Origin of the sequence: Streptomyces sp. 1222.5 (assembly GCF_900105245.1) — a bacterium.
GTDB classification, from domain to species: domain Bacteria; phylum Actinomycetota; class Actinomycetes; order Streptomycetales; family Streptomycetaceae; genus Streptomyces; species Streptomyces albidocamelliae.
In genome coordinates this window covers 69,231-89,332 of the sequence record NZ_FNSZ01000002.1, presented here as the reverse complement: position 1 = coordinate 89,332, position 20,102 = coordinate 69,231, and the positions used below count along the sequence as shown (strand labels likewise).

At 71.6% G+C, this 20,102-nt stretch carries 16 protein-coding genes; 9 read left to right on the top strand and 7 right to left on the bottom strand.

The genetic code is table 11. From position 1 onward, the window contains the following. Nucleotides 1-125 precede the first annotated feature (125 nt). From BLW57_RS39920 to BLW57_RS39895, 6 genes are all read left to right on the top strand, one after another. Nucleotides 126-797 (top strand): flavodoxin family protein, encoded by a 672-nt coding sequence (locus BLW57_RS39920; RefSeq protein WP_093481218.1) that lies wholly within the window; start codon nucleotides 126-128, stop codon nucleotides 795-797. Further along, nucleotides 794-2,236, top strand: a complete 1,443-nt coding sequence (locus BLW57_RS39915) for a phenylacetate--CoA ligase family protein (protein ID WP_093481217.1) — start codon at nucleotides 794-796, stop codon at nucleotides 2,234-2,236. Before BLW57_RS39920 ends, BLW57_RS39915 begins: the two co-directional genes overlap by 4 nt. Before the next feature lie 16 nt (nucleotides 2,237-2,252). Further along, nucleotides 2,253-3,731: an anthranilate synthase component I family protein gene (locus tag BLW57_RS39910; RefSeq protein WP_093481216.1), complete on the top strand. Its 1,479-nt coding sequence runs from the start codon at nucleotides 2,253-2,255 to the stop codon at nucleotides 3,729-3,731. Then, nucleotides 3,728-4,381 (top strand): anthranilate synthase component II, encoded by a 654-nt coding sequence (locus BLW57_RS39905; protein WP_256339891.1) that lies wholly within the window; start codon nucleotides 3,728-3,730, stop codon nucleotides 4,379-4,381. Before BLW57_RS39910 ends, BLW57_RS39905 begins: the two co-directional genes overlap by 4 nt. A 94-nt stretch (nucleotides 4,382-4,475) precedes the next feature. Further along, nucleotides 4,476-5,783 carry a phenylacetate--CoA ligase family protein gene (locus BLW57_RS39900; RefSeq protein ID WP_093481214.1) on the top strand — a complete coding sequence of 436 codons (1,308 nt, stop codon included), beginning with the start codon at nucleotides 4,476-4,478 and terminating at the stop codon, nucleotides 5,781-5,783. After that, nucleotides 5,755-5,994: a DUF6052 family protein gene (locus BLW57_RS39895; RefSeq protein ID WP_093481213.1), complete on the top strand. Its 240-nt coding sequence runs from the start codon at nucleotides 5,755-5,757 to the stop codon at nucleotides 5,992-5,994. Before BLW57_RS39900 ends, BLW57_RS39895 begins: the two co-directional genes overlap by 29 nt. Nucleotides 5,995-6,070: 76 nt before the next feature. Here BLW57_RS39895 and BLW57_RS39890 read toward each other — a convergent pair whose 3' ends face one another. Next, complete coding sequence (locus BLW57_RS39890; RefSeq protein ID WP_093481212.1) at nucleotides 6,071-7,471, bottom strand: extracellular solute-binding protein; 1,401 nt, start codon at nucleotides 7,469-7,471, stop codon at nucleotides 6,071-6,073. 53 nt (nucleotides 7,472-7,524) lie between these two features. Next, a complete protein-coding gene (locus BLW57_RS39885; RefSeq protein WP_093481211.1) occupies nucleotides 7,525-8,694 on the bottom strand; it encodes an epoxide hydrolase family protein in 1,170 nt (389 codons plus the stop codon). A gap of 285 nt (nucleotides 8,695-8,979) precedes the next feature. On the opposite strand from BLW57_RS39885, the gene BLW57_RS39880 reads away from it, so the two are divergent. Together BLW57_RS39880 and BLW57_RS39875 are read left to right on the top strand one after the other, a co-directional pair. After that, nucleotides 8,980-10,518, top strand: coding sequence for a class I SAM-dependent methyltransferase (locus BLW57_RS39880; RefSeq protein ID WP_093481210.1), 1,539 nt, complete (start codon nucleotides 8,980-8,982; stop codon nucleotides 10,516-10,518). A gap of 50 nt (nucleotides 10,519-10,568) precedes the next feature. Next, complete coding sequence (locus BLW57_RS39875; protein ID WP_093481209.1) at nucleotides 10,569-11,954, top strand: FAD-binding oxidoreductase; 1,386 nt, start codon at nucleotides 10,569-10,571, stop codon at nucleotides 11,952-11,954. 154 nt (nucleotides 11,955-12,108) lie between these two features. On the opposite strand, the gene BLW57_RS39870 is transcribed toward BLW57_RS39875, so the two are convergent. Further along, on the bottom strand, nucleotides 12,109-12,549 hold the full coding sequence (locus BLW57_RS39870) for an enediyne antibiotic chromoprotein (RefSeq protein WP_093481208.1): 441 nt from the start codon (nucleotides 12,547-12,549) through the stop codon (nucleotides 12,109-12,111). Between the two features lie 284 nt (nucleotides 12,550-12,833). Between BLW57_RS39870 and BLW57_RS39865 the strand changes: the two genes are divergently transcribed. Next, nucleotides 12,834-14,411, top strand: a complete 1,578-nt coding sequence (locus tag BLW57_RS39865; protein WP_093481281.1) for an MFS transporter — start codon at nucleotides 12,834-12,836, stop codon at nucleotides 14,409-14,411. 80 nt (nucleotides 14,412-14,491) lie between these two features. On the opposite strand, the gene cmdF is transcribed toward BLW57_RS39865, so the two are convergent. From cmdF to BLW57_RS39845, 4 genes are all read right to left on the bottom strand, one after another. Continuing rightward, a complete protein-coding gene (cmdF, locus tag BLW57_RS39860; protein WP_093481207.1) occupies nucleotides 14,492-16,105 on the bottom strand; it encodes a tyrosine 2,3-aminomutase in 1,614 nt (537 codons plus the stop codon). Between the two features lie 82 nt (nucleotides 16,106-16,187). Then, nucleotides 16,188-17,672: a class I adenylate-forming enzyme family protein gene (locus tag BLW57_RS39855; RefSeq protein WP_093481280.1), complete on the bottom strand. Its 1,485-nt coding sequence runs from the start codon at nucleotides 17,670-17,672 to the stop codon at nucleotides 16,188-16,190. Beyond that, entirely contained in the window at nucleotides 17,669-18,697 is a 1,029-nt protein-coding gene (locus BLW57_RS39850; protein WP_093481206.1) for an FkbO/Hyg5 family chorismatase, read from the bottom strand. The genes BLW57_RS39855 and BLW57_RS39850 overlap by 4 nt, the downstream gene beginning before the upstream one ends. Then, nucleotides 18,694-19,989, bottom strand: a complete 1,296-nt coding sequence (locus tag BLW57_RS39845; protein WP_256339888.1) for a cytochrome P450 — start codon at nucleotides 19,987-19,989, stop codon at nucleotides 18,694-18,696. The genes BLW57_RS39850 and BLW57_RS39845 overlap by 4 nt, the downstream gene beginning before the upstream one ends. Nucleotides 19,990-20,102: the final 113 nt, after the last annotated feature.

The window sequence follows — 20,102 nt, the reverse complement described above, 5'->3', positions numbered from 1 at the left end:
CATTTACGAAGATGCCTCGATCCGTGCGGAGACATGACGATTTAAGGGAGTCAACGGGCCGAGAACGGCAGGGAATGTGCTCGCCGGGCACCGGCGCCGGCCGGATCCTTCGAAGGAGACACCTCGTGACAACACGTCTGAAGATCCTCGCCATCAACGGATCGGAGCGGGACGGCAACACCGCCGACGTCCTCCGGCACGCGGCTGCGATCGCCGAGCAGCGTGGTGTCGAGTTCGAGATCGTCGACCTGCGCAACATCTGGATGGAGCGCTGCGGCCCCTGCGGCAACTGCAACGACCGCCCCGTGCCCTGCGCCCTGGCGGACGGTGTGCCCGGCGTCGTACAGAAGATGATCGACGCGGACGGCATCGTCTTCGCGGCCCCGGTCCACGGATTCGGCACCGCGAGCCTGATGCAGACCTTCATCGAGCGGGCCGGCGTCGGCTACCTGCGCTTCGACCGGCCGCTGAGCAACAAGGTCGCCGGCATCATCTCCGTCGCCCGGCGCTACAGCGCAGGCGAAGTGTGGGCCCAGCTCACCGTCAACGCCCTGCTCAACCGGATGATCGTGGTGGGCAGCGGATTCCCGGCCACGGTGCACGCGCTGCACCGTGGCGACGCGCTCAACGACGACGAGGGGCTGACGAACGTGCAGCGCCTGGTCGACCGCATGGTCGACATGATCCAGCTGCTCGACGAGCACCGCCGGCTGACCGGCCGGGACGACCTGCTGGCCTCCGACGACGTCAACGAGCGCGTCGGCCTGGCCCTGAACGAGACGCAGGTGCCGGCATGACCACCGCGCTCCAGACGCTGCGGGCCCCCGCGCGCGGCCTCGGCCTCGACGACTTCCTCGCCGCCTACCGGAACGTCAGCCGGGCCTTCTACGACTCCACCCTCACCGACGCCCAGCTCGCCGACTGGCGCCAGGAGCAGCTGACCACCGTGCTCCACCACGTCACCGAACGCTCCCCGTTCTACCGCTGTCACCTGGCGGGCGTGGACATCGACGCCGTCACCCCCGAGGACCTGTCGTCGCTGCCCTTCACCACCAAGGACGACCTGCGCCGCGAAATGTACGACGTGCTGTCGGGACGGGTCGGCGAGGCGAGTATCTACTACGAGACCAACGGGACCACCGGCGCCGCCACACCGTGCCCGCGCGGCCCCAGGGACATCGCCACCTCCAACGCGGCCGTGGAGGAGTCCTGGCGCCGGCTGTTCCGGTCCCGCTTCGGCGACCGCATGCCGGTCGTCGGCCTGATGGGCCCCTCCGAGCTCTACGCGTTCGGCGACGTGTTCAGCGCCGTCACCGCCTCACTCGGTGCGTGCCACGTGAAGATCTGGCCCGAGTCGCCCCGGGTCGGCTTCCAGAAGGCGCTGCGCCTGATCGAGGAACTGAACGTCGAGGTCGTGGTCTGCGCGCCCGCCCTCTGCCTGAGCCTCGCCAAGGCCGCGCTGCATTACGGCTACGACCTCGCCCAGCTGCCGGTGAAGCTGTTCCTGGTGCTCGGCGAGATCTGCACGCCCCAGTTCGCCGCCAACGTCGCGACCGTCTGGCCGCAAGCCGTCGTGCGCCCCGCGCTGTACGGCTCCCAGGAGGCGCTGTGCATCGCCACGGGCGCCGACGACGGCCTGCTGCACCTATCGGCGCCCAACTACGTGACCGAGCTGATCGACCCGGACACCGGGGCCGTGCTCGGCGACACCGGCGCGGGCGAACTGGTGCTGACCATGCTTGTCGACGGCATCAAGCCGCTGATCCGCTACCGCACCGGGGACCTGGTCCGCATCACCCCCGCACCGGCCCACGCACCTCTGCCCGGCCCCGTCGTCGAGGTCGTCGGCCGGGTCGCCGACCGCATCGCCCTCGGCCGGGTCCGGCTCCACCCCGGGCAGCTGGAGGCGGCTGTCCTCGACGGGGTGCGCGGCTGCCTGGGCTACCAGGTCGTCATCGACCGCACGAGCGGCGGCGAGGACGAGATCACCGTCCGCATGGACCTGCTGCCCGGGTCCGCGGATCCGGACGCCGTCGCCGACGCCGTGGCCGGGCGACTGCGCGCGCTGACCGGAGCCCATGCCAGGGCCGTCATCGAGACCGACCTCGACCCGGTTACCCACACCGGCTCCTTCGTGAGCTGGAAGGCGGCCCGGGTGCTCGATCAGCGGTCGGCTCCCGACAGCGCCGCCGTCACCGCCCGGCAGGTCGCGCACCGCTACGCGATCACCACGTGAACAGAAGGAACCCGCGATGACCGAGCCCCGCACGGCACCGGCCGCGGTCCGGGTGACCACCCGGACGCGCACTCTGTCCCGGCTGCCGATGTTGCCCGCCTACCGCGCCCTGGCCGCGCGCTTCGGCGACGACAGCGTCTACCTGCTCGAATCGGCGGCGGGCCCGATCCGTGAGTGCCGCTTCCAATTCGTCGGCTTCGGCGCACTGCTGTCCGTGGCCGTCACCGGCGGAGCCGTCCGCGTCGAGGGCGTCCCCGCGCTGCGCGATCCGCTGCTGGAGCGCATCCGGCCGCTGGTCGCCGAGGGCGTCGACGGCACCCTGCGGCTGCGGACCCTCGCCGGCCTGTGGCCGCTGCTGCGCACCGCCCAGGGCCTGTTCGACACCCCCGGCTCCGCGACCCGCTTCCGGTTCGGTTTCCTCGGCTACTTCGGCTACGACACCGTGCGCTACGTCGAGGACCTGCCCCACCTCATCGAGCAAGGCCCCGACCTGCCGGACGTGGAACTCGTCGTCCATCAGGGGCTAGTGGTGCGGGACGTCGCCGAGGACAGGACCGAGCTGCTGCTGCACGAGTCCGATGCGTGGCCGGCGTTCGACCCACAGGACATCACCGCACTGCTTGAGGACGCCGAGAGCTCCTGGCCCGAACCCGAGGCGGACGACGTCCCCGAGGCGCTCGTGAGCGACGACACCGACCCCGAGGCATTCCGCCGCGACGTGGAACGCTGCCTGGAACACATCGCGGTCGGCGACATCTATCAGGTGCAGATCGGCCACGAACTGAGCATCCGCTCCGGCGCCGACCCCGTCGACGTCTACCAGCGGCTGCGCCGCCGCAACGCCTCCCCGTACATGTACCTGGCGAGCGTTGGCGGGCAGCACGTCATCGGCGCGAGCCCCGAGCTGTTCGTACGCATCGAGCAGGGCGCCGTCACCATGCGGCCGATCGCCGGGACGCTGCCGCGCACCGGCGACGACGAGGCGGGCGCCCGGCGGCTGCGCTCGGACCCCAAGGAGATCGCCGAGCACACCATGCTGGTGGACCTGTGCCGCAACGACATCGGGCGGATCGCCAAGGCGGACTCCCTCGTCGTGCCCGACGAGTTCGCCGTCGAACAGTACTCCCACGTCCTGCATCTGGTCTCGACCGTGTCCGGGCAGGCCGAGGCGGACAAGGACGCCTTCGACGCCGTGGCCGCCCTGTTTCCCGCCGGCACCATGACCGGCACGCCCAAGATCCGGGCCATGGAGATCATCGAGTCCCTCGAACGCAGCCGCCGCGGCCTGTACGCCGGTGCGCTCGGTGTGATCGACATCGGCGGATACACCAACCTCGCGCTGTGTATCCGCACCCTCTTCCACCACGACGGCGTCTACCGCACTCGTGCCTCGGCGGGGATCGTCGCCGACTCCGAACCGGCGAAGGAGTGGCGCGAGACGCTGGCCAAGATGAGCGCCGCCCACTGGGCGGTCACCGGAAAGGAGCTGTTGTGACGACACCCTCGCCCACCGTGGCCGGGCACCCCGGTCCGCGACCGCGCATCCTGGTCGTCGACGCCTTCGACAGCTTCGTCGACATCCTGCGCCAGTACCTGATGTCGGCCGGGGCCGAGCCGCTGATGGTGCGCTCCAACGCCCTGCGACTGACGGAGGTCGAACGGCGCCACCCCGACGCGATCCTGCTCGGCCCGGGGCCCGGGCACCCGGACGACTCCGGGCACGTCGAGATCGTGCAGACCTTCGCCGGCCGGCTGCCGCTGTTCGGCGTCTGTCTCGGCCACCAGGCCATCGGCCGCGCCTACGGAGCCGAGGTCGTACCGGCCCGACGACTGATGCACGGCAAGGCGAGCCACGTCGAGCACGACGGACGCGGAGTGTTCGCCGGGGTGCCGGACCGCTTCTCGGCCACCCGCTACCACTCGCTGATCGTGCCGGAGACGACCGTGCCGGCCGCTCTGGAGGTCACCGCACGCTCCGCCGAGGACGGCTATGTGATGGGACTGCGCCACCGCACTCTGCCCATCGAGTCCGTCCAGTTCCACCCGGAGAGCTTCCGCACCGAGCACGGCATGCGCATGATTTCCAACTTCCTGCGCGGTGTACGGGGATTCGCCACCGAACGGGGCCACGTCCTGGCGGCCTGAGCCCGCATCCTCGAAGAGGGCACGGATCGAGATGCGCCGCCGTCCGCGCCCATGATGGGCTCGCCGGGTCGGAGTCACGCACCCCGGAGGCGACGTGGAGTACTGGAACGGCACAGCGGAGACCATGCCCCGCGAGGAGCTGGAGCAGTGGCAGTGGCGCCGCCTGCGGCGCGCACTGGAGCACGCCCGGCACAACTCGCCCTTCTGGGCCGAGCGCATCCCCGACGGCATCACCTCGATGGCCGCGTACACCGAGCGCATGCCCCTGCTGTACAAGGCGGACCTCCTTGCCTCGCAGCAGGCCGCGCCGCCGTACGGCACCTGGCCCTCGCTCGATCCGGTGCACGGGGTGCGCCACCACCAGACCAGCGGCACCAGCGGCAATCCGCCGGTGCGTACGTTCGACACCGAACGCGACTGGAAGTGGATCAGCGACACGTTCTGCACCGCGCTGTACGGCAACGGTGTGCGCTCCCATCACAAGGCCCTGGTGTCCTTCGGATACGGCCTGTTCGCCGGCTTCTGGGGCATGCACTACGCCCTGGAGCGCATGGGCTGCACGGTTGTACCGGCCGGTGGCCTGGACTCCAGGACGGTGGTCCGGCTGCTGGTCGACTACCGGATCGAGGTTCTCGGCCTCACCCCGAGCTACGCCATGCGGCTGATCGAAACCGCGGGCGAGATGGGTGTCGACCTCGCCCGGGACGCCAACGTGCAGGTGATGCTGGCGGGCGCGGAGCCGCGCTCCGACTTCACGACCCGCACCATCGAGCAGGCGTTCGGCGCCCGTGTCTTCAACGCCGCGGGGACGACCGAGTTCGGCGGGGTGTTCATGTTCGAGTGTCCCACGCGCCGAGGCGCGTGCCACATCAACGAGCCGACCGTCATCGAGGAGGTGCTGCACCCCGAGACGCGGCAGCCGGTGGGTTACGGCGAGGAGGGCGTCCGCGTCACCACCGGCCTCTACCGCGAAGGCATGCAGCTCTTTCGCCACTGGACCGAGGACATCGTGGTCAAGCGGCCCTACAGCGAATGCGGTTGCGGCCGCACCTGGGACTTCCTCGACGGCGGCATCCTGCGGCGCGTCGACGACATGCGCAAGATCCGCGGTGTCTCGGTGACCCCGGTGATGATCGAGGACGTGTTGCGTTCCTTCCCCGAGGTCAGTGAATTCCGCTCGTCCATCCGTACGGTGCGCGGACTCGACACCATCCACGTCCTGACCGAGGCGGGCGACCTCACCGGCGAGGCCGCGAAGGCCCTGTGCGCGCGCATCGCGGACGAGTTCAAGCGCGAGATCGGCATCCGGCCCCAGGTGGAGCTCGCCCCGCAGGGCAGCCTGCCCCGAACCAAGTGGAAGGCGGCACGACTTCATGACGAACGACACCTCGCTCACGCCTGAGCAGCGGGACCGTCTACTGCAGAGTTACCGCACCCTTTCGGACCTCCGTGGCGCATGCCGGGTGCCGGCCGTCCAGGCCGCCCTGCGCGGCGCCCTCGCCGAACTCCGCGTCGCCCTCGACGGCCAGGCCGTGGACCTGGACGACTACTACCGCCCAGTGCCGGCCGAGCCGGACGGGGCAGCACACATGCCGTCGGGCCTGGCGGCCTGAAACCGACCGGACCAGCGGGCCCACCATGAGGGGGGCGGACCATCCGGTCCGCCCCCCTCATGGTCCCTACCGGTGGCTACTTCGTGCCCTTCACCGCGTCCTCCAGCTGGGCGCCCGTGTAGGCCTCCGCGTCACGGAAGTACTCCACCCGCAGGCTCTGCGGGTCGCGTACGCCGTTGTCGACGCGGTCCTTCTCGTAGGCTTCGAGGAGTTCCTGCGCCTCCACAGTGGCCTCGGCGAAGCGCTCGGCGGGCTCCGCGCCTCGCTGGAGCACGTCGTCCATGGCCCGGGTCATAACGTCCTGGGCGCCGGCGAAGTCGCCGAACAGGGCGCCGCGGCACGGCGGCACGCCCTCGCCTTCCGTAGAGGAGCCGAGCTGCGCGCTGGCGAGACGGTGGTAGGGGTTGGCGTCGAACCAGCCCTCGTCCTCCAGCAGCCGGTAGGAGGAGCGGGTGACCGGGACGAAACTGGAGGCGATGTGCCGGTCGGCGGCGTTGCGCGGGTTGTTCAGGAACTGCATGAAGGCCAGCGCGCCGTCCTGGGTGACCTCGTCGAGGCCGTTCGCCAGCCACAGCGAGGTGCCCGCGATGATGTTGCCGCCGTACGGCTCGCTCTCCCGGCCCGGGAAGCGGCCGACGCTCATCTCGAAGCCCGCGTTCTCGGCGGCCATCGCCATGTAGTTGAGGTCGTTGGACGAGGTGATGCGCAGCGCCACGTCCTGGTCGGCGAACGCCTTGATGTTGCCCTCCCAGTCCGGGATCTTCCCGGTGTAGAGGTAGTGGCCGCTGCTGTGCAGCGTCCGCCACCACTCGGCCCAGGTGAGCATCTCCTTCGACGACAGGTCCACACGGGTCGCGCGGCCCGCGCGGCCGTTGGCGTTGTCGGCCAGTTCGCCGCCCTGCACCGCGAGCGCCTGCTGGAAGAACAGCCCGTGGTTGGACCAAGTGACACCGTGCGACGGGCCGCCCTCCAGGGCCGCCACCGCCTCGCAGGCCGCCTCTATCTCGCCCCACGTCGTGGGCAGCGAGCCGATGCCGGCCTTGTCGAGGATTGTCTGGTTGCCGTAGATCAGCATGGCGGTGACGACGGCGGGCATCGAGGTGAGGTCCCCGTCCACCGAGTAGTACTCGCGCACGGCCGGGATGAGATCGTCGACGACCACCGGCTCGCCGAGGATCTCATTGCGGCCCGCGATCGCCTTCTGCACCGAGGTGAACAGCGGCCTGCCGTCGGCGGCGCGCGAGTCGCGGGCCGCCTGGGTGACGGCGAAGTAGTACTCCGCGACGGCCGGCGGACGGCCTTCCTCCGCCGCCTCGGCGATCTGCTGCGAGAGCAGCCGGAAGTCACGGCCCTCGATGTTGATCCGGTACTCGGGGTGCGCCTTCTCGAACTCCGCTCCGAGCCGGTGGAGCCGGTCCATGTAGCCGGGGAACGTCAGGTCGGCCACCCAGACGTCGATCACGGTCCTGGCGGTCATGCGGTGCCTCGTCTCTCTTGGTCTGTCGTACCGGGTCGGGGGCGATCGCGCCGTCAGGCCGTCACGGCCGCGGGGCGCAGGGTGCGGGCGAAGGCCCGGACGTCGCCGGTGAGGGCAGCGGGCTGTTCCAGCGCGGCGAAGTGGCCGCCCTGCTCGAACTCCGACCAGTGCGTGATGGTGGGCAGGTCCCGGTCGGCGAGGCTGCGGATGGGCACGAAGATGTCGTCCGGGAAGACGGCGACGCCCACCGGCACGGTCAGCGGCGGCGGTACGGCACCGGCCGCCGCGGCGCGCACGCCGGCCGCGCCCTCGTAGTAGAACTGGGCCGACGAACCCGCGGTCGCCGTCAGCCAGTAGATCGTCACGTTCGTCAGCAGACGGTCGCGGTCGACGGCGTCCTCGGGCAGCTCCGTCGCCCCCGTCCAATCCAGGAACTTCTCCACGATCCAGGCCAGCTGGCCCACGGGGGAGTCGGTAAGCGCGTACGCCAGCGTCTGCGGGCGGGTCTGCTGCAGCTTCATGTAGCCGGACAGCTCCGCGTCGAAGCGGGCCAGCTTGCCCAGCCGCGCCTGATCGCGCTCGTCGAGGGCGGCCAGCTCGGCGGGATCGCCGGACGGGAACGTCATCAGCATGTTCACGTGCACGCCGGCCACGTGCTCGGGATCGATGCGGCCGAGCTCCAGGGAGATCACCGCACCGGCGTCGCCGCCCTGGGCGACGTAGCGGTCGTAGCCCAGCCGGGCCATCAGCTCGGCCCAGGCGCGGGCGATCCGCGGGGTGTCCCAGCCGGTCTCGGTCAGCGAGGAGAATCCGTAGCCGGGGATCGACGGGATCACCAGGTGGAAGGCGTCCGCCGGGTCGCCGCCGTGCGCGCGCGGGTCGGTCAGCGGCCCGATCACGTCGAGGAACTCGGCGACGGAGCCCGGCCAGCCGTGCGTGAGCAACAGCGGCGTCGCGTCCGGCTCGGGGGAGCGTACGTGCAGGAAGTGCACCCGGGCGCCGTCGATCTCCTCGGTGAACTGCGGGTGCGCGTTCAGCTGGGCCTCGGCCGCCCTCCAGTCGAACGAGGTGCGCCAGTACTCGGCGAGCTCCTTGAGGTAACTCAGCGGCACTCCGCGGTCCCAGCCCACACCGGGCAGCTCGTCCGGCCAGCGCGTCGCGTCCAGGCGGCGGTGCAGATCGTCGAGCTGGGCCTGCGGGATGTCGATGCGGAAGGGATGCATGAGCGCTCCGTCAGTGGCTGACCGTCAGGCGGTCGTCGGTCGAGGGGACACGGGCGCGCTCGCACAGGGCGGGGATCGGCTCCCGGACCACCCGGGGCGCCCAGCCGTATCGTCCGCCGCCCCGCGACCCGCCCGCATCTTGCGGATTGCTGCACCGCCCGACCGCGGCGGCCCCCACCGCAGGAGCGCAGCCAGGAAGATGCAGCGCCGCCGCGACCGCTGGCAGCGTGGCGCATCGCGCGCGGCGCCGGCGCCTGCCGCACCGACCCAGGAAGGACACACCCGATGACCGTTTCCCCCGCCCCTGCCGCCGTCGGTCTCGCCGAGGCGTTCGTGCAGGCCCGGCCGGAAGACGTGCCCGCACGTTTCCACGCGCTGGTGGACGCCCTGTGGAACGACGGCCGGGCGCACCCGGACGCTCTCGCTGCGGTGCCCGCGCTCGTGGCGGCCCTGGAGAGGTCCGACACCGCACGCAAGGGGTACCCGGCCGTGCTGCTGGGCCTGCTGGCCGAGACGGAGTACCCGGTACTCGACGGACCGCTCGGCAGCGCCGTGCGTGACCACCTCGGCCTCTATCTCGGTCTCCTGGGCACCGAGGAGACCGATACACCGCTCACCCTCGCCCTGCTCTACTTGCTGTCGCACTTCCCCGGCGACCGCGAGCGCATCCTCGCAGCGGTCTCGGGGCTCGACCTGGAGGCGGAGGACCTCTCCCGCCTGGACCGCGCGCTGAGCACGCTCGACCCCTCCCGGCCAGACCTCGGCCGGGTGTGGCCGTCTCCGTCGGCGTGGACTCTCAACGCGGACGAGCGTGCCTTCGACCAGAGCTGGATCAAGGAACTGACGCCGCAGCAGCTGGAGGCGAACTGGGAGAACGACACCCGTACGGTCCTCGGCTGCACCGGCGCCCGCGCCTACTGGGCGGTGTGCCACGGCGAGCCGCGCAACCTGCCCGAGGCTCCCCTGCCCGAGAGCCGCGACGTCAGTGCCCCCGTCGCCGACGCGGCTCTGTTCGCCCGGCACCTCGGCGCGCTGCGCTGCCCCGCCTGCCGGGGCTCCCTGGCCTCGCACGACGGTGTCGCCCGCTGCGCCGACTGCGCGGCCCGCTACCCCGTGGCCGGTGGCATCCTCGACCTGACCGCGCCCGCTACGGAGCAACAGGGCGACGCCTCCGCCGACTTCCTGGAGAAGCTGTCCCGGGTGCCCAGCATGGGCCTGTTCTACGAGGCCGTGGCCCGCCCCGCCTTTCTGCGCGTCTCCGGCTCGAACTGGGGCGGCGCCGTCACCCCGCAGGACGAGGACCGCTACATCGCCGACCACGTGCGACCCGTTGACGGGCCCGTCCTCGACCTTGGCGCCGGAGCGGGCCGGTGGACTGCCGTTATCGCCGAGGCCGTGGGCGCCGAACGGCTCATCGCCCTCGACAGCGCGCTGCCCATGCTCAACGTACTGCGCGGGCGGCTGCCCGACGTGCCGTCCGTGCTGGCATCCGCCGCCGAACTCCCCTTCGAAGACGCCTCCTTGGGAGCGGTCGTGTGCTGGAACGCCCTCCAGGCCTTCTACGCCGACGCCGGTGCGGCGATCGCCGAGGTGAGCCGGGTGCTGCGGCCCGGCGGCACGTTCACCCTGATGACCTTCCGCCGCTCCGACGACCCGGTCTACGGCTACTTCCAGTCTGCCCACCGCTTCCCCCAGCACCAGGGCGGTCTCCAGCTGTTCGACCTCGACCGGCTCCGGGGCTGGCTGGCCGACGCCGGCCTGACGGTGCGCGAGGAGAGCGGCCCGGGAACCTTCGTGTTCATCACGGCCGTACGCGAGAACTGACCAACGGCGAGCCCGACGCGGCACCGACGCACAGAAGGAAGAACGCTGTCATGAATCAGCCCGACGTCCTGCGGACGGTCCTCGCGGCACCCGGCACGGCGGAGTACGACGAGGCCACGGCCGTCTTCAACCTCGCCGCACCGGCGCGGCCCGAGACGGCCGTGACCGCCCGCAGCGTGGCCGAGGTCCGCGCCGCCGTGCGCGAGGCCGCCGCCCGCGACCTGCCCGTCCGCGTGCACACCACCGGTCACGCCTCCGGCGCCCGGCAGCCTGTCGACGGCGGCCTGCTCATCCGCACCCGTCTTCAGGGCGGTGTCATCGTCGACGCGGATCGCCGGATCGCCCGGGTACCGGCCGGCACGACGTGGGGCGAGGTGGTCGCGGCGGCAGCGCCCCACGGCCTGACCGCCCCGCACGGCTCGGCGGCCCACGTCGGCGTGGTCGGCTATCTGCTCGGCGGAGGTGTCAGCTTCTACGGCCGTCACACCGGACTGGCCGCCAACAGCGTGCGCGCGGTCGAACTCGTCACCGCCGACGGCGCGTCGGTCCGCGCGGACGCCGAGAACGACCCCGAGCTGCTGTGGGCCCTGCGCGGCGGGGGAGGCGGCTTCGGCATCGTCACCGCCGTCGAGTTCGAGCTGTTCCCGGTGGCGAAGGTGGTCACCGGAGGCACCTACTGGTCCGCGGCCCACGCCCGTCCGCTGCTCACCGCCTGGCGCGACTGGGCCGCGGACGCGCCCCGCCGGGCGACCACCTCGCTGCGTGTGATGAACCTGCCACCGGTCCCCGGTGTCCCGCCCGCGCTCGCGGCCGGCCCGGTGATCTGCATCGACGGTGCGGTCTTCGCCGCATCCCCGGACGACGTGGCCGAGGCCCGGCGCCAGGCCGAGGACCTGCTCGCACCGCTGCGGGGCATCGCCGAGCCGCTCATGGACACCTGGGCGCTCACCGACGCCGCCGGTGTCCTCGACGCCCACATGGACCCTGCGGAGCCGGTCCCGTTCATCGGTGACCACCTGCTCCTCGGGGAACTCGGCGACGACACGGCCGAGGCGTTCCTGAGCGTGCTCGGTGTGGGTTCCGGCTCACCTCTCGCCGTGGCGACGCTGCGTCAGCTCGGCGGTGCCTTCGCCGACGCCGACCCCCGCGGCGGCGTACTGAACCAGGTGGACGCGGCCTACGCCTACATGGGATCGGGACCCCCGTTCGGGCCGGTCACCCCCGAGGACCTCACTACGCACTGCGCCACCGTCCGGGCCGCGCTGGACCCGTGGAACACCGGCCGCACCGTGCCGTCCCTGGTCGAGGGCGCGGACCGGCCGCAGCGCCACCTCGACGCCGAGGCCGTCGCCGCGGTGGACCGGGTACGGGCCAGGATCGACCCGCACCGGCGCTTCGCCGGCGACATCGCGCCCGGGGCGAGCACGGCCGGCTGACACCCGGCCGGATACCGACGGTGCGGGCCCACCTGGGCCCGCACCGTCGTGTCGTCTCCGGCCCTGCACCCCGGACACGCCCGAGCCCCCGACAGGCCAGCGGGCGGCCGACGTGCCGGGGGCTTCGGAAGGGGATGCGGGAGCGGGGACCGGACTACTTGAAGCTGATCACCTGACCGCCGCCCTCACCCGTGTCGCTGCCCAGGCCGACCTGGGTCGCGGTGGTCTTGGCGTCGACCTTGCCCCAGACCTGTCCGTCGGCCGTCACCACGGCCTGGAAGGAGCTGTGCACCACCAGCGTGGTGTTCAGCTTGCCCTGGGCGTCGGAGACGACGTCCTTCGACGTGGTCGCGTCACAGCCGTACTTGGTCGGCTCCACGAACGCGCACTGACCGACGTGGAAGACCGTGTTCGGGGTCAGTCCGGACGCGGTGAGGGTGACCTGCTGGCCGTCCGTGAGGCCGGTCGCCGGCGAGACCGAGACGACCGGCGAGGCGGCCATGGCCGAGGGCTGGACGGCAACGGCGAGACCCGCGGCGACGGCGGCGGTGGCGGCGATACGGGTGGCGAGGCCGAGCTTGTTCTTGACGGTCATGTCTTTTGACTCCATGTCAGATGTGAGGGGAAACAGGAGGACCGTGGGATCGGGGTCGTTCTCGGGGCCGTGTCCCGGTGTCCGCCAATGACATTAGGAGCCGATGATCAGCCCGGGCATCTTCGAGGTTGCTTCATGAAACCCACTCGGATCCCGCTGCAGAAAGGCATTCTGCGAGATGCGGTCCACCCGTTCGGAGGGAGACGCTCGGGGGCGGGCCTCGCATGTCCTCGGGCAGCGACGCCGACGCCCCCACCACTCACGACGACGGGAAGAACAGGCACATGACTGCAGGCGGTGCTCCCAAGGCCGGGCGGAAGGAGTGGATCGGGCTGGGAATCCTCGCCCTTCCCACCCTGCTCGTGGCCCTCGACGTTTTCGTACTGCTCCTCGCCCTGCCGCACCTGAGTGCGGACCTCGGCGCGAACAGCAACCAGCAGCTGTGGATCATGGACATCTACGGCTTCATGGTCGCTGGCTTCCTGGTGCCCATGGGCACCCTCGGCGACCGCATCGGCCGCCGCAAGCTCCTCCTGATGGGCGGCGCGGCCTTCGGCGCCGCGTCCCTGCTCGCCGCGTTCGCCACCAGCCCCGGCATGCTGATCGCCGCCCGGGTGCTGCTCGGCATCGCCGGCGCCGCGATCAGCCCGTCCACGCTGGCGCTGATCGCCACCATGTTCAAGGACGAGAAGCAGCGGGCCGCCGCCATCGGCATGTGGGCCAGCTGCTTCACCCTCGGCGCCATCATCGGCCCCATGCTCGGCGGCGTCATGCTGGAGCACTTCTGGTGGGGCTCGCTCTTCCTCATGGGCGTCCCGGTGATGGTCCTGCTGCTCGTCACCGGCCCGAAGGTGCTGCCCGAGGCCGCCAACCCCGAGGCCGGCAGCATCGACCTGCCGAGCGTCGCCCTCAACATCGGCACCACCATCCCGGTCATCTACGGCATCAAGGACCTGGCCCGCAACGGCTGGCACCCGCTGCCCGTCGCCGCCATCGTCCTCGGCGTGGTGCTCGGCACGCTCTTCGTCCGCCGCCAGCGCACGCTGACCTCTCCGCTGCTCGACGTGTCCCTCTTCCGCCACGGCCGCTTCAACGCCTCACTGCTCGGCCTGCTCGCCTACAGCCTCATCGGCGGCACGGTCATGCTCCTGATGACCCAGTACTTCCAGGCCGCCCAGCGCATGAGCCCCGTCGAGTCCGGTCTCGGCCTGCTGCCGGGCATGGCGGCGGCCACCGTCTCCTTCATGATCTGCCCGATCATCGCCCGCAAGGTGCGCCCCGCCTACGTCATCGGCGCGGGCCTGGTCGGCGTGGTCACCGTGCTGCTGGTCTTCTCCCAGCTGAGCGCCGACTCAGGTACGGCCACCCTGATCGTCGGCTTCGCGGTGTTCTCCTTCTGCGGCGCGCCCCTGGTCGCCCTCGGCACCAACATGGTCGTCGGCACCGTCCCGCCGGAGAAGGCCGGTTCTGCCGGCGCGCTCTCCCAGATCAGCAACGAGTTCGGTGCCGCTCTCGGCGTCGCGACGCTGGGCACCCTGGGTCTCGCCGTCTACCGCGACCAGATCCACTCCACGGTCCCGGCCAGCGTCCCCGCCGGTGCGGCCGACGCCGCCCGCGACAGCGTCTCCGGCGCTGCCGCCGCCTCGCAGAGCCTGCCCGGGCAGGTGGCCGACGCGCTGATGGAGCCGGTCCGTACCGCCTTCACCGGCGGCATCCACATCGTCGCCGCCGTCGCCGCCGGCCTGATCGCCGTCGCGGGCGTGTTCTTCGTGGCGCTGATGCGGCACATCCCGCCGATCGGCCAGGAGCAGGCCACCACGGCCGACGCCGAGTCCACGGAGGAGAAGATCCTCGCCGCCTGACGCTCCCGCTCACCCCGTAACGGCAAGCGCCGCCGGACGGCCCCACGGGCCCTCCGGCGGCGCTTGCCGTTACGGCCGGGTCAGCGCAGCTCGATCCCGGTGTACTTGCCGAGCGCGGTCAGGAACTCGCCGCGCGAAAGCGCGGCCGCGACGAGCTCGATGTCGTCGGCCATGTACCGGTCCACGCCCAGCGCGGGCACCAGCGCGCGCACCGCGTCGTACGTCGCCCGGGAGGCCGGACTCAGATCGTCGTAGCGGCGTGAGACGTCGACCGCCTGGGCGGCGGCGAGGAACTCCACGGCGAGGATGCGGTTGTTGTTGCCCAGCACCCGGCGGGCGTTGCGGCCCGCGATCAGGCCCATGCTCACCACGTCCTGGTTGTCGCCGTTGGACGGCACCGACTGGGTGGAGGCCGGCCCGATCGTCCGGTTCTCCGCGACCAGCGCCGTCGCGGGGTACTGGGCGCCCGCGAACCCGCAGTTCAGACCGGGGTCCGTGGCCACCAGGAACTCGGGCAGGCCGTAGCTGAGATGACGGTTCAGCAGCCGGTTCAGCTGCCGCTCGGCGAGCACACCGAGCTGAGTGAGGGCGATGGTGACGAAGTCCAGGACGAAGGCGATCGGCTGGCCGTGGAAGTTCGCGCCGTGGAAGATCTCCTGGCCCTCGAAGAACAGCGGATTGTCGTTGGCGGAGTTGAGCTCGATCTCCAGCTTGTCCTGCGCGTGGTACAGGGTGTCGCGCACCGCGCCGAGAATCTGCGGGACGGCCCGCAGCGTGTACGCCTTCTGGAGGTAGGTGTCGGTCCGCTGGACGTCCCGGCCGTCCTCCTTGACGTCCTGGACCTGCCGACGCAGCTCCGCGTGCTCAGCGATCAGCCGGCTGCCGGCCAGCAGGGCCCGCATGTTGGCGGCCGAGTCGATCTGCCCGCGATGCGGGCGGGCCACCTCGTGTCCTTCGGCGAGGAACGGGCTGGCCGAACCGCGCAGGACGTCGTTGAGCAGGGCCGAGACCAGCTCAGCCTGCCGGGTCTGGGCCAGGGCGCGCTGCACGACCAGCGAGCCGAGACCCGTCATCGCCGAAGTGCCGTTGATCAGCGCGAGCCCCTCCTTGAACCGCAGCCGCAGCGGCTCGATACCCTCCTCGGCCAGCACCGTCGCCGTCTCCACCCGCCGGCCGTCGCGAAGCACGTGCCCCTCGCCGATCAGCGTGCTGGCCAGATGCGACAGGGGCACCAGGTCACCGCTGGCGCCCAGCGAGCCGATCTCCGGAATCGCCGGGACGATGCCCCGGTTCAGATACAGGGCCAGGCGTTCGAGGATCTCCGGGCGCACCGCGGAATGCCCCTTGGCCAGGGTGTTGAGGCGGGCCGCCACGATGGCCCGGGACTCGTCCTCCGCGAACAGCGGTCCCACACCCGCACTGTGACTGCGCACCAGGTTGGTCTGGAGCTCGACCTCCTTCGACTTGTCCACCTGCATGTAGATCATCTCGCCGTACCCGGTGGTGACGCCGTAGATGGGGACGTTCTGCCCGGCCAGCTCCTCGAGCATCGCCCGGCTGCGCAGGGTCCTGGTGACCGCCTCGGGGTCGACGGCTGCCCGTGCCCCTTCCTCGGCGATGCGCCTCACGGCGTCGGTGGTGAGGGTCTGGCCGTCGAAGGAGACGGCGGCGGCGGAAGTCTCGACTGAGGTCAACGCTTTCACTCCAGGCATAGGCGGGGTGAGGGAAAGGGATGGAAAGGTGGGACGAAACAGGGGAGCGGAGGCGCGTCCGAGATCAGCTCAGGGCGTCCTCGGCGGCCAGCACGCGAAGGGTGCGGCGCAGCAGCTTCCCGGTCGGATTGCGGGGCAGCCCGGTGACGAAGGCGATGTCCTCCGGCACCTTGTACCAGGTCAGCGATGCGCGGCAGGCGTCGAGGAGCTCCGCACGCAGCGACTGGGCGGCTGTACCGTCCACCCCGTCACGCAGGACGGCGTAGGCGCGCAGCACCGAGACACCGGTGCCGCGCCGCACCGCGCACACCGCGGCCTCCTCGACGGCCGGGTGCGCCGTCAGCCGGTCCTCTATCTCCGAGGGGTGGACGTTGATGCCGGCGACGATCTCCACGTCGTCAAGCCGTCCGTAGATCCGGACGAACCCTTCGGCGTCCATCGTGGCGGCGTCACTGGTCGTGAACCAGGCGTCCGCTCCGAGCCGGACGGGGGTGTCACCGCCGCGCGGCACCGGGAGCCCGATGGTCGGCCCCGACACCTCCACCCGGCCCTCGACACCGGCCGGGACCGGCCGGCCGGCCTCGTCGACTATCCGCAGCCGGTACGGAGCCAGGACCCGTCCGAGAGTGAACTCCTTGACGTGATCCGGGCCGTTGGCCAGGACCGCGTGCCCGATCTCGGTCGTGCCGTACACGTTCAGCAGCCGCGGCCCGAGCACGTCGCGCAGCTCCTGCTCCAGGGACTCGTGCAGCACCTCCCCGGCCACCACCGCCACCCGCAGCCCGCCCAGCACCCGCCGGGCGTCGGGGTGGCCCAGCATGTGCGCGAAGAAGGTGGGCTGGGTATAGAACACGGTCACGCCGTGCTTCTCCAGGACCCCCAGCGCGTCGCCCGGCGCGAGCCGCCGGGGGGTGAGCACGGTGGCGCCACCGGTCAGCAGGGGAAAGAAGAGTGAATTGCCGAGCCCGTAGGCGAAGTTCATACGCGGCACCGAATAGCTCACGTCGGCGGTGCGCACCCCCACCGCACCGCCGGCCGCCCGCACCAGGACCTCCGGATCGCCATGGGAGTGGAAGCACAGCTTGGGACCGCCGGTCGTGCCGGAGGTGAAAGCCGCGAACGCCGGGGCGTCCTCGGAGACCGGCGCGTAGGGCGGCGCGACGGCGTCGCTGTTCAGGGCATCAGAGGTGAGCACCGGCGCTGTGAACCGGTCCGCGAACGCGGCCTCGGCCACGACGGCCGCGGGCTCGGCGACGAGTGCCGCGCGCCGCATCTCCTCCGGATGGAACATGGAGTTGACCGGTACAGCCACGGCCCCGATGCGCAGCGCACCGAGGAACGCCCACACGAAATCGATGCCGTCCGGCAGGGCGATCAGGATCCGGTCGCCACGCCCCAAGCCGTGCGAAACGAAGGCGGCGGCGGCCCGGGCCCCGCCCGCGTACACGTCCTCGAAGCGGTACACGCTGTCATCGACGTGGTACGCGGGCCGCTCCAGCCAGCCCCGGGACAGGGCGGTCTCCTCAAGCCGCTGGACGAAGTTGGTCATCGGCATATCCCCTCTATCTCCACCAGCAGGTCGGGTCGGCACACGTCGACGTTGAAGAAGGCGATGTCAGGGCCTGCCCCCAGCGCTTTCGCGCAGTGGGCGCGGACCGCCGGCAGGTCCTCGGCGTCGCGGACGTAGACCTTGACGCAGTCGAGGTCCGTCAGGCGGAAACCGCCCGCCAGGCCGTGCCGGCGCAGGTTGTCCGGCGCCACCAGAGCCTGGATGTTGGCGAGGGTGACGGCGCACTGCCGCTCGACGTCGCCGGGATGGACGGTGTCGTCGCCGATGATGCTGGCCGTACCCGACACGTAGAGCACAGGCCGGGAACCATCCGCCGGTTCCAGGAGGGTGGCGCGGGCGAAACTGGGCGACTTCGGCCCGTACCGGTCCGGATACCGGTGCGCCGGGGTCTGGCGTGGATTCTCCAGGTGCCGGGCCCGGCCGTCCCGGCAGGCCAGGAAGTACAGGTCGATGCCGGGGCGCAGGGAGCCGATGCCGGTGGCTGCCGGCATGCCCGGGATCCGCCCCGACCAGGACTCGAACGCCTGGGCGCGGCCCACGCAGAAGTCCTGGTAATTCTCCATGCCCTCCCCATTGCGGCCGGTGATGGCTCCCACGAGGTTCCACATGCGCAGCAGTTCCGTGTAACCGAGCCGCCACATGAGCGTGAACGCCGCCTCGTACACCGCGCGCACGGTGTCGCGGTAGACGTCCTGCTCCTCGATGCGTACCGCGCACAGGAAGTGCTCGCCGTCCTCGGCGTACACCAGACCTCCGTCCCGGCCGTACCGCACGGGCCGGTCGGTGGTCCACACCTCGGTGATGCGCTCGTCGTCCGCGGCGGCCATGGCCATCCGGGCCAGGGGGGCGCCGTCGTGCAGCTGGGGCGGCCTGCCGCCGTGGCCGTAGGTCACCCTGCCGAGCACGTGCCGGCCGGCGGTTCGGGCCCTCCCGTCGTCTCCGGGCCTGACGAAGAGGCAGTCCAGGGCGGCCGTCCGGGTAAGGCCGGGGTGCGTGACTGTCACGATGTCCTTCCCGCCGCGTCGCGCGCGGCATGGGCGGGTGGTCGAAGATCCGGCGCCGGGGCGCCGGCCGGCCGCCAGGGCAAGTCCCGGGCGGCGAAACCGTCCGCGTCCACCCACAGCGCCCGCAGACCGCGCAGCGCGACGGAGGGCCGGTAGGACGTGCTGCCGAGGGCGAACCGCGCACCGGCGACGCGCTGTGCGAAGCGCACGAGCACGGTCCGCGCGATCAACCGGGCCAGCGGCGCCCCGGGGCAGTGGTGCGGGTCGGCCCCGAACGCCAGGTGCGGCGAGCCGCCATCCGGTGCGAACGCGTCGGGGTCCGGGGTGAGTGCGGGGTCGCGATGGGCCGCCGCGAGCAGCAGCACCATCACGGTGCCGCGCGGCACGCGCGTCCCGCACAGGTCGAGGTCGGTGCCGGCCAGGCGCTCGACGACCTGCACGGGCGGATCGACACGGAGGGTCTCCTCCACCAGCCGCCGCGCGCGCGAGGGGTCGCGGCGCACTGCGTCGATCTCGTGCGGGGCCCGCAGCAGCGCCAGCACACACGCCGACACGAGGGCGGCGGTCGTCTCGTACCCGGAGGCGAGCAGGAACCGGCCGGCCGACACGGCCTCGGAGTCGGTGAGCCGTTCCCCGTGCTCGCCGGCCCGGATCAGCCGGGACAGCAAGTCGTCCCCGTCCGCCCGGCCCCGCCGGCTGCGGACCGCCTCGGCGAGGTAAGTCTCCAGCTCGGCCTCGGCCCAGCGCCGCTCGGCCGGGCTCGCGGGGTTCCCGGCGCCGGTGACGGGCCGTTCAAAGGTCGCGCCGAGTGCTGTGACCCGTCGGTGCAGCCACTGGGTGTCGCCGGCCGGCAGGCCCAGCAGACGAGACAGGACGGCCATGGGCACCGGGTGCGCCAGGTCGCTGACCACCTCCAGACGGCCCCGGGCCGCCACCGAGTCCAGGCGGTCGTCGACGAGGGACCGCACGAGGGGCGCGAGGTCCGCCGTCGCGTCCGCGCCGAGAACACGGTCCAGCGCACGGTGCGGCCGGGGCACCGGGACCGGGCATGTGCCGACAGGGGCCGGCGCGCGGTCGGCCGCGCGCAGTGCAGCGGCGCAGTGCGCGTACGAGGACAGGACGACCACGTCGTCACCGAGCCATACCGGGCCCGCCTCCCGGATGCGGTTCAGCACCGGGTACGGGTCGACGTGGACGTCACCGCTCAGGAACCGCAGCACGAGGGAGCGGGCCTCGTCAGGGCCGGCTTCGTTTTCGAAGGACAGGTGCATCGCCGAACGACCGCTTCTCATCGCACAGCCTTTCTGCGTCCGCTTGCGTCGGCAGAATGTGCGGCCCGTCCGGGCCGTGTCCACGGCGAGTTGCGCAAGCCTTCACGGCTCCCGGTGACCCGAGGCGACTCCGC

Bases quoted from the DNA above. Each gene is read 5' to 3' on its own strand.
- BLW57_RS39915 (WP_093481217.1), top strand. From the start codon at position 794: ATGACCACCGCGCTCCAGACGCTGCGGGCCCCCGCGCGCGGCCTCGGC.
- BLW57_RS39890 (WP_093481212.1), bottom strand. From the start codon at position 7,471: ATGACCGCCAGGACCGTGATCGACGTCTGGGTGGCCGACCTGACGTTC.
- BLW57_RS39845 (WP_256339888.1), bottom strand. From the start codon at position 19,989: ATGAGAAGCGGTCGTTCGGCGATGCACCTGTCCTTCGAAAACGAAGCC.
- BLW57_RS39870 (WP_093481208.1), bottom strand. From the start codon at position 12,549: ATGACCGTCAAGAACAAGCTCGGCCTCGCCACCCGTATCGCCGCCACC.
- BLW57_RS39880 (WP_093481210.1), top strand. From the start codon at position 8,980: ATGACCGTTTCCCCCGCCCCTGCCGCCGTCGGTCTCGCCGAGGCGTTC.
- BLW57_RS39855 (WP_093481280.1), bottom strand. From the start codon at position 17,672: ATGACCAACTTCGTCCAGCGGCTTGAGGAGACCGCCCTGTCCCGGGGC.
- BLW57_RS39875 (WP_093481209.1), top strand. From the start codon at position 10,569: ATGAATCAGCCCGACGTCCTGCGGACGGTCCTCGCGGCACCCGGCACG.
- BLW57_RS39865 (WP_093481281.1), top strand. From the start codon at position 12,834: ATGACTGCAGGCGGTGCTCCCAAGGCCGGGCGGAAGGAGTGGATCGGG.
- BLW57_RS39885 (WP_093481211.1), bottom strand. From the start codon at position 8,694: ATGCATCCCTTCCGCATCGACATCCCGCAGGCCCAGCTCGACGATCTG.
- BLW57_RS39895 (WP_093481213.1), top strand. From the start codon at position 5,755: ATGACGAACGACACCTCGCTCACGCCTGAGCAGCGGGACCGTCTACTG.
- BLW57_RS39910 (WP_093481216.1), top strand. From the start codon at position 2,253: ATGACCGAGCCCCGCACGGCACCGGCCGCGGTCCGGGTGACCACCCGG.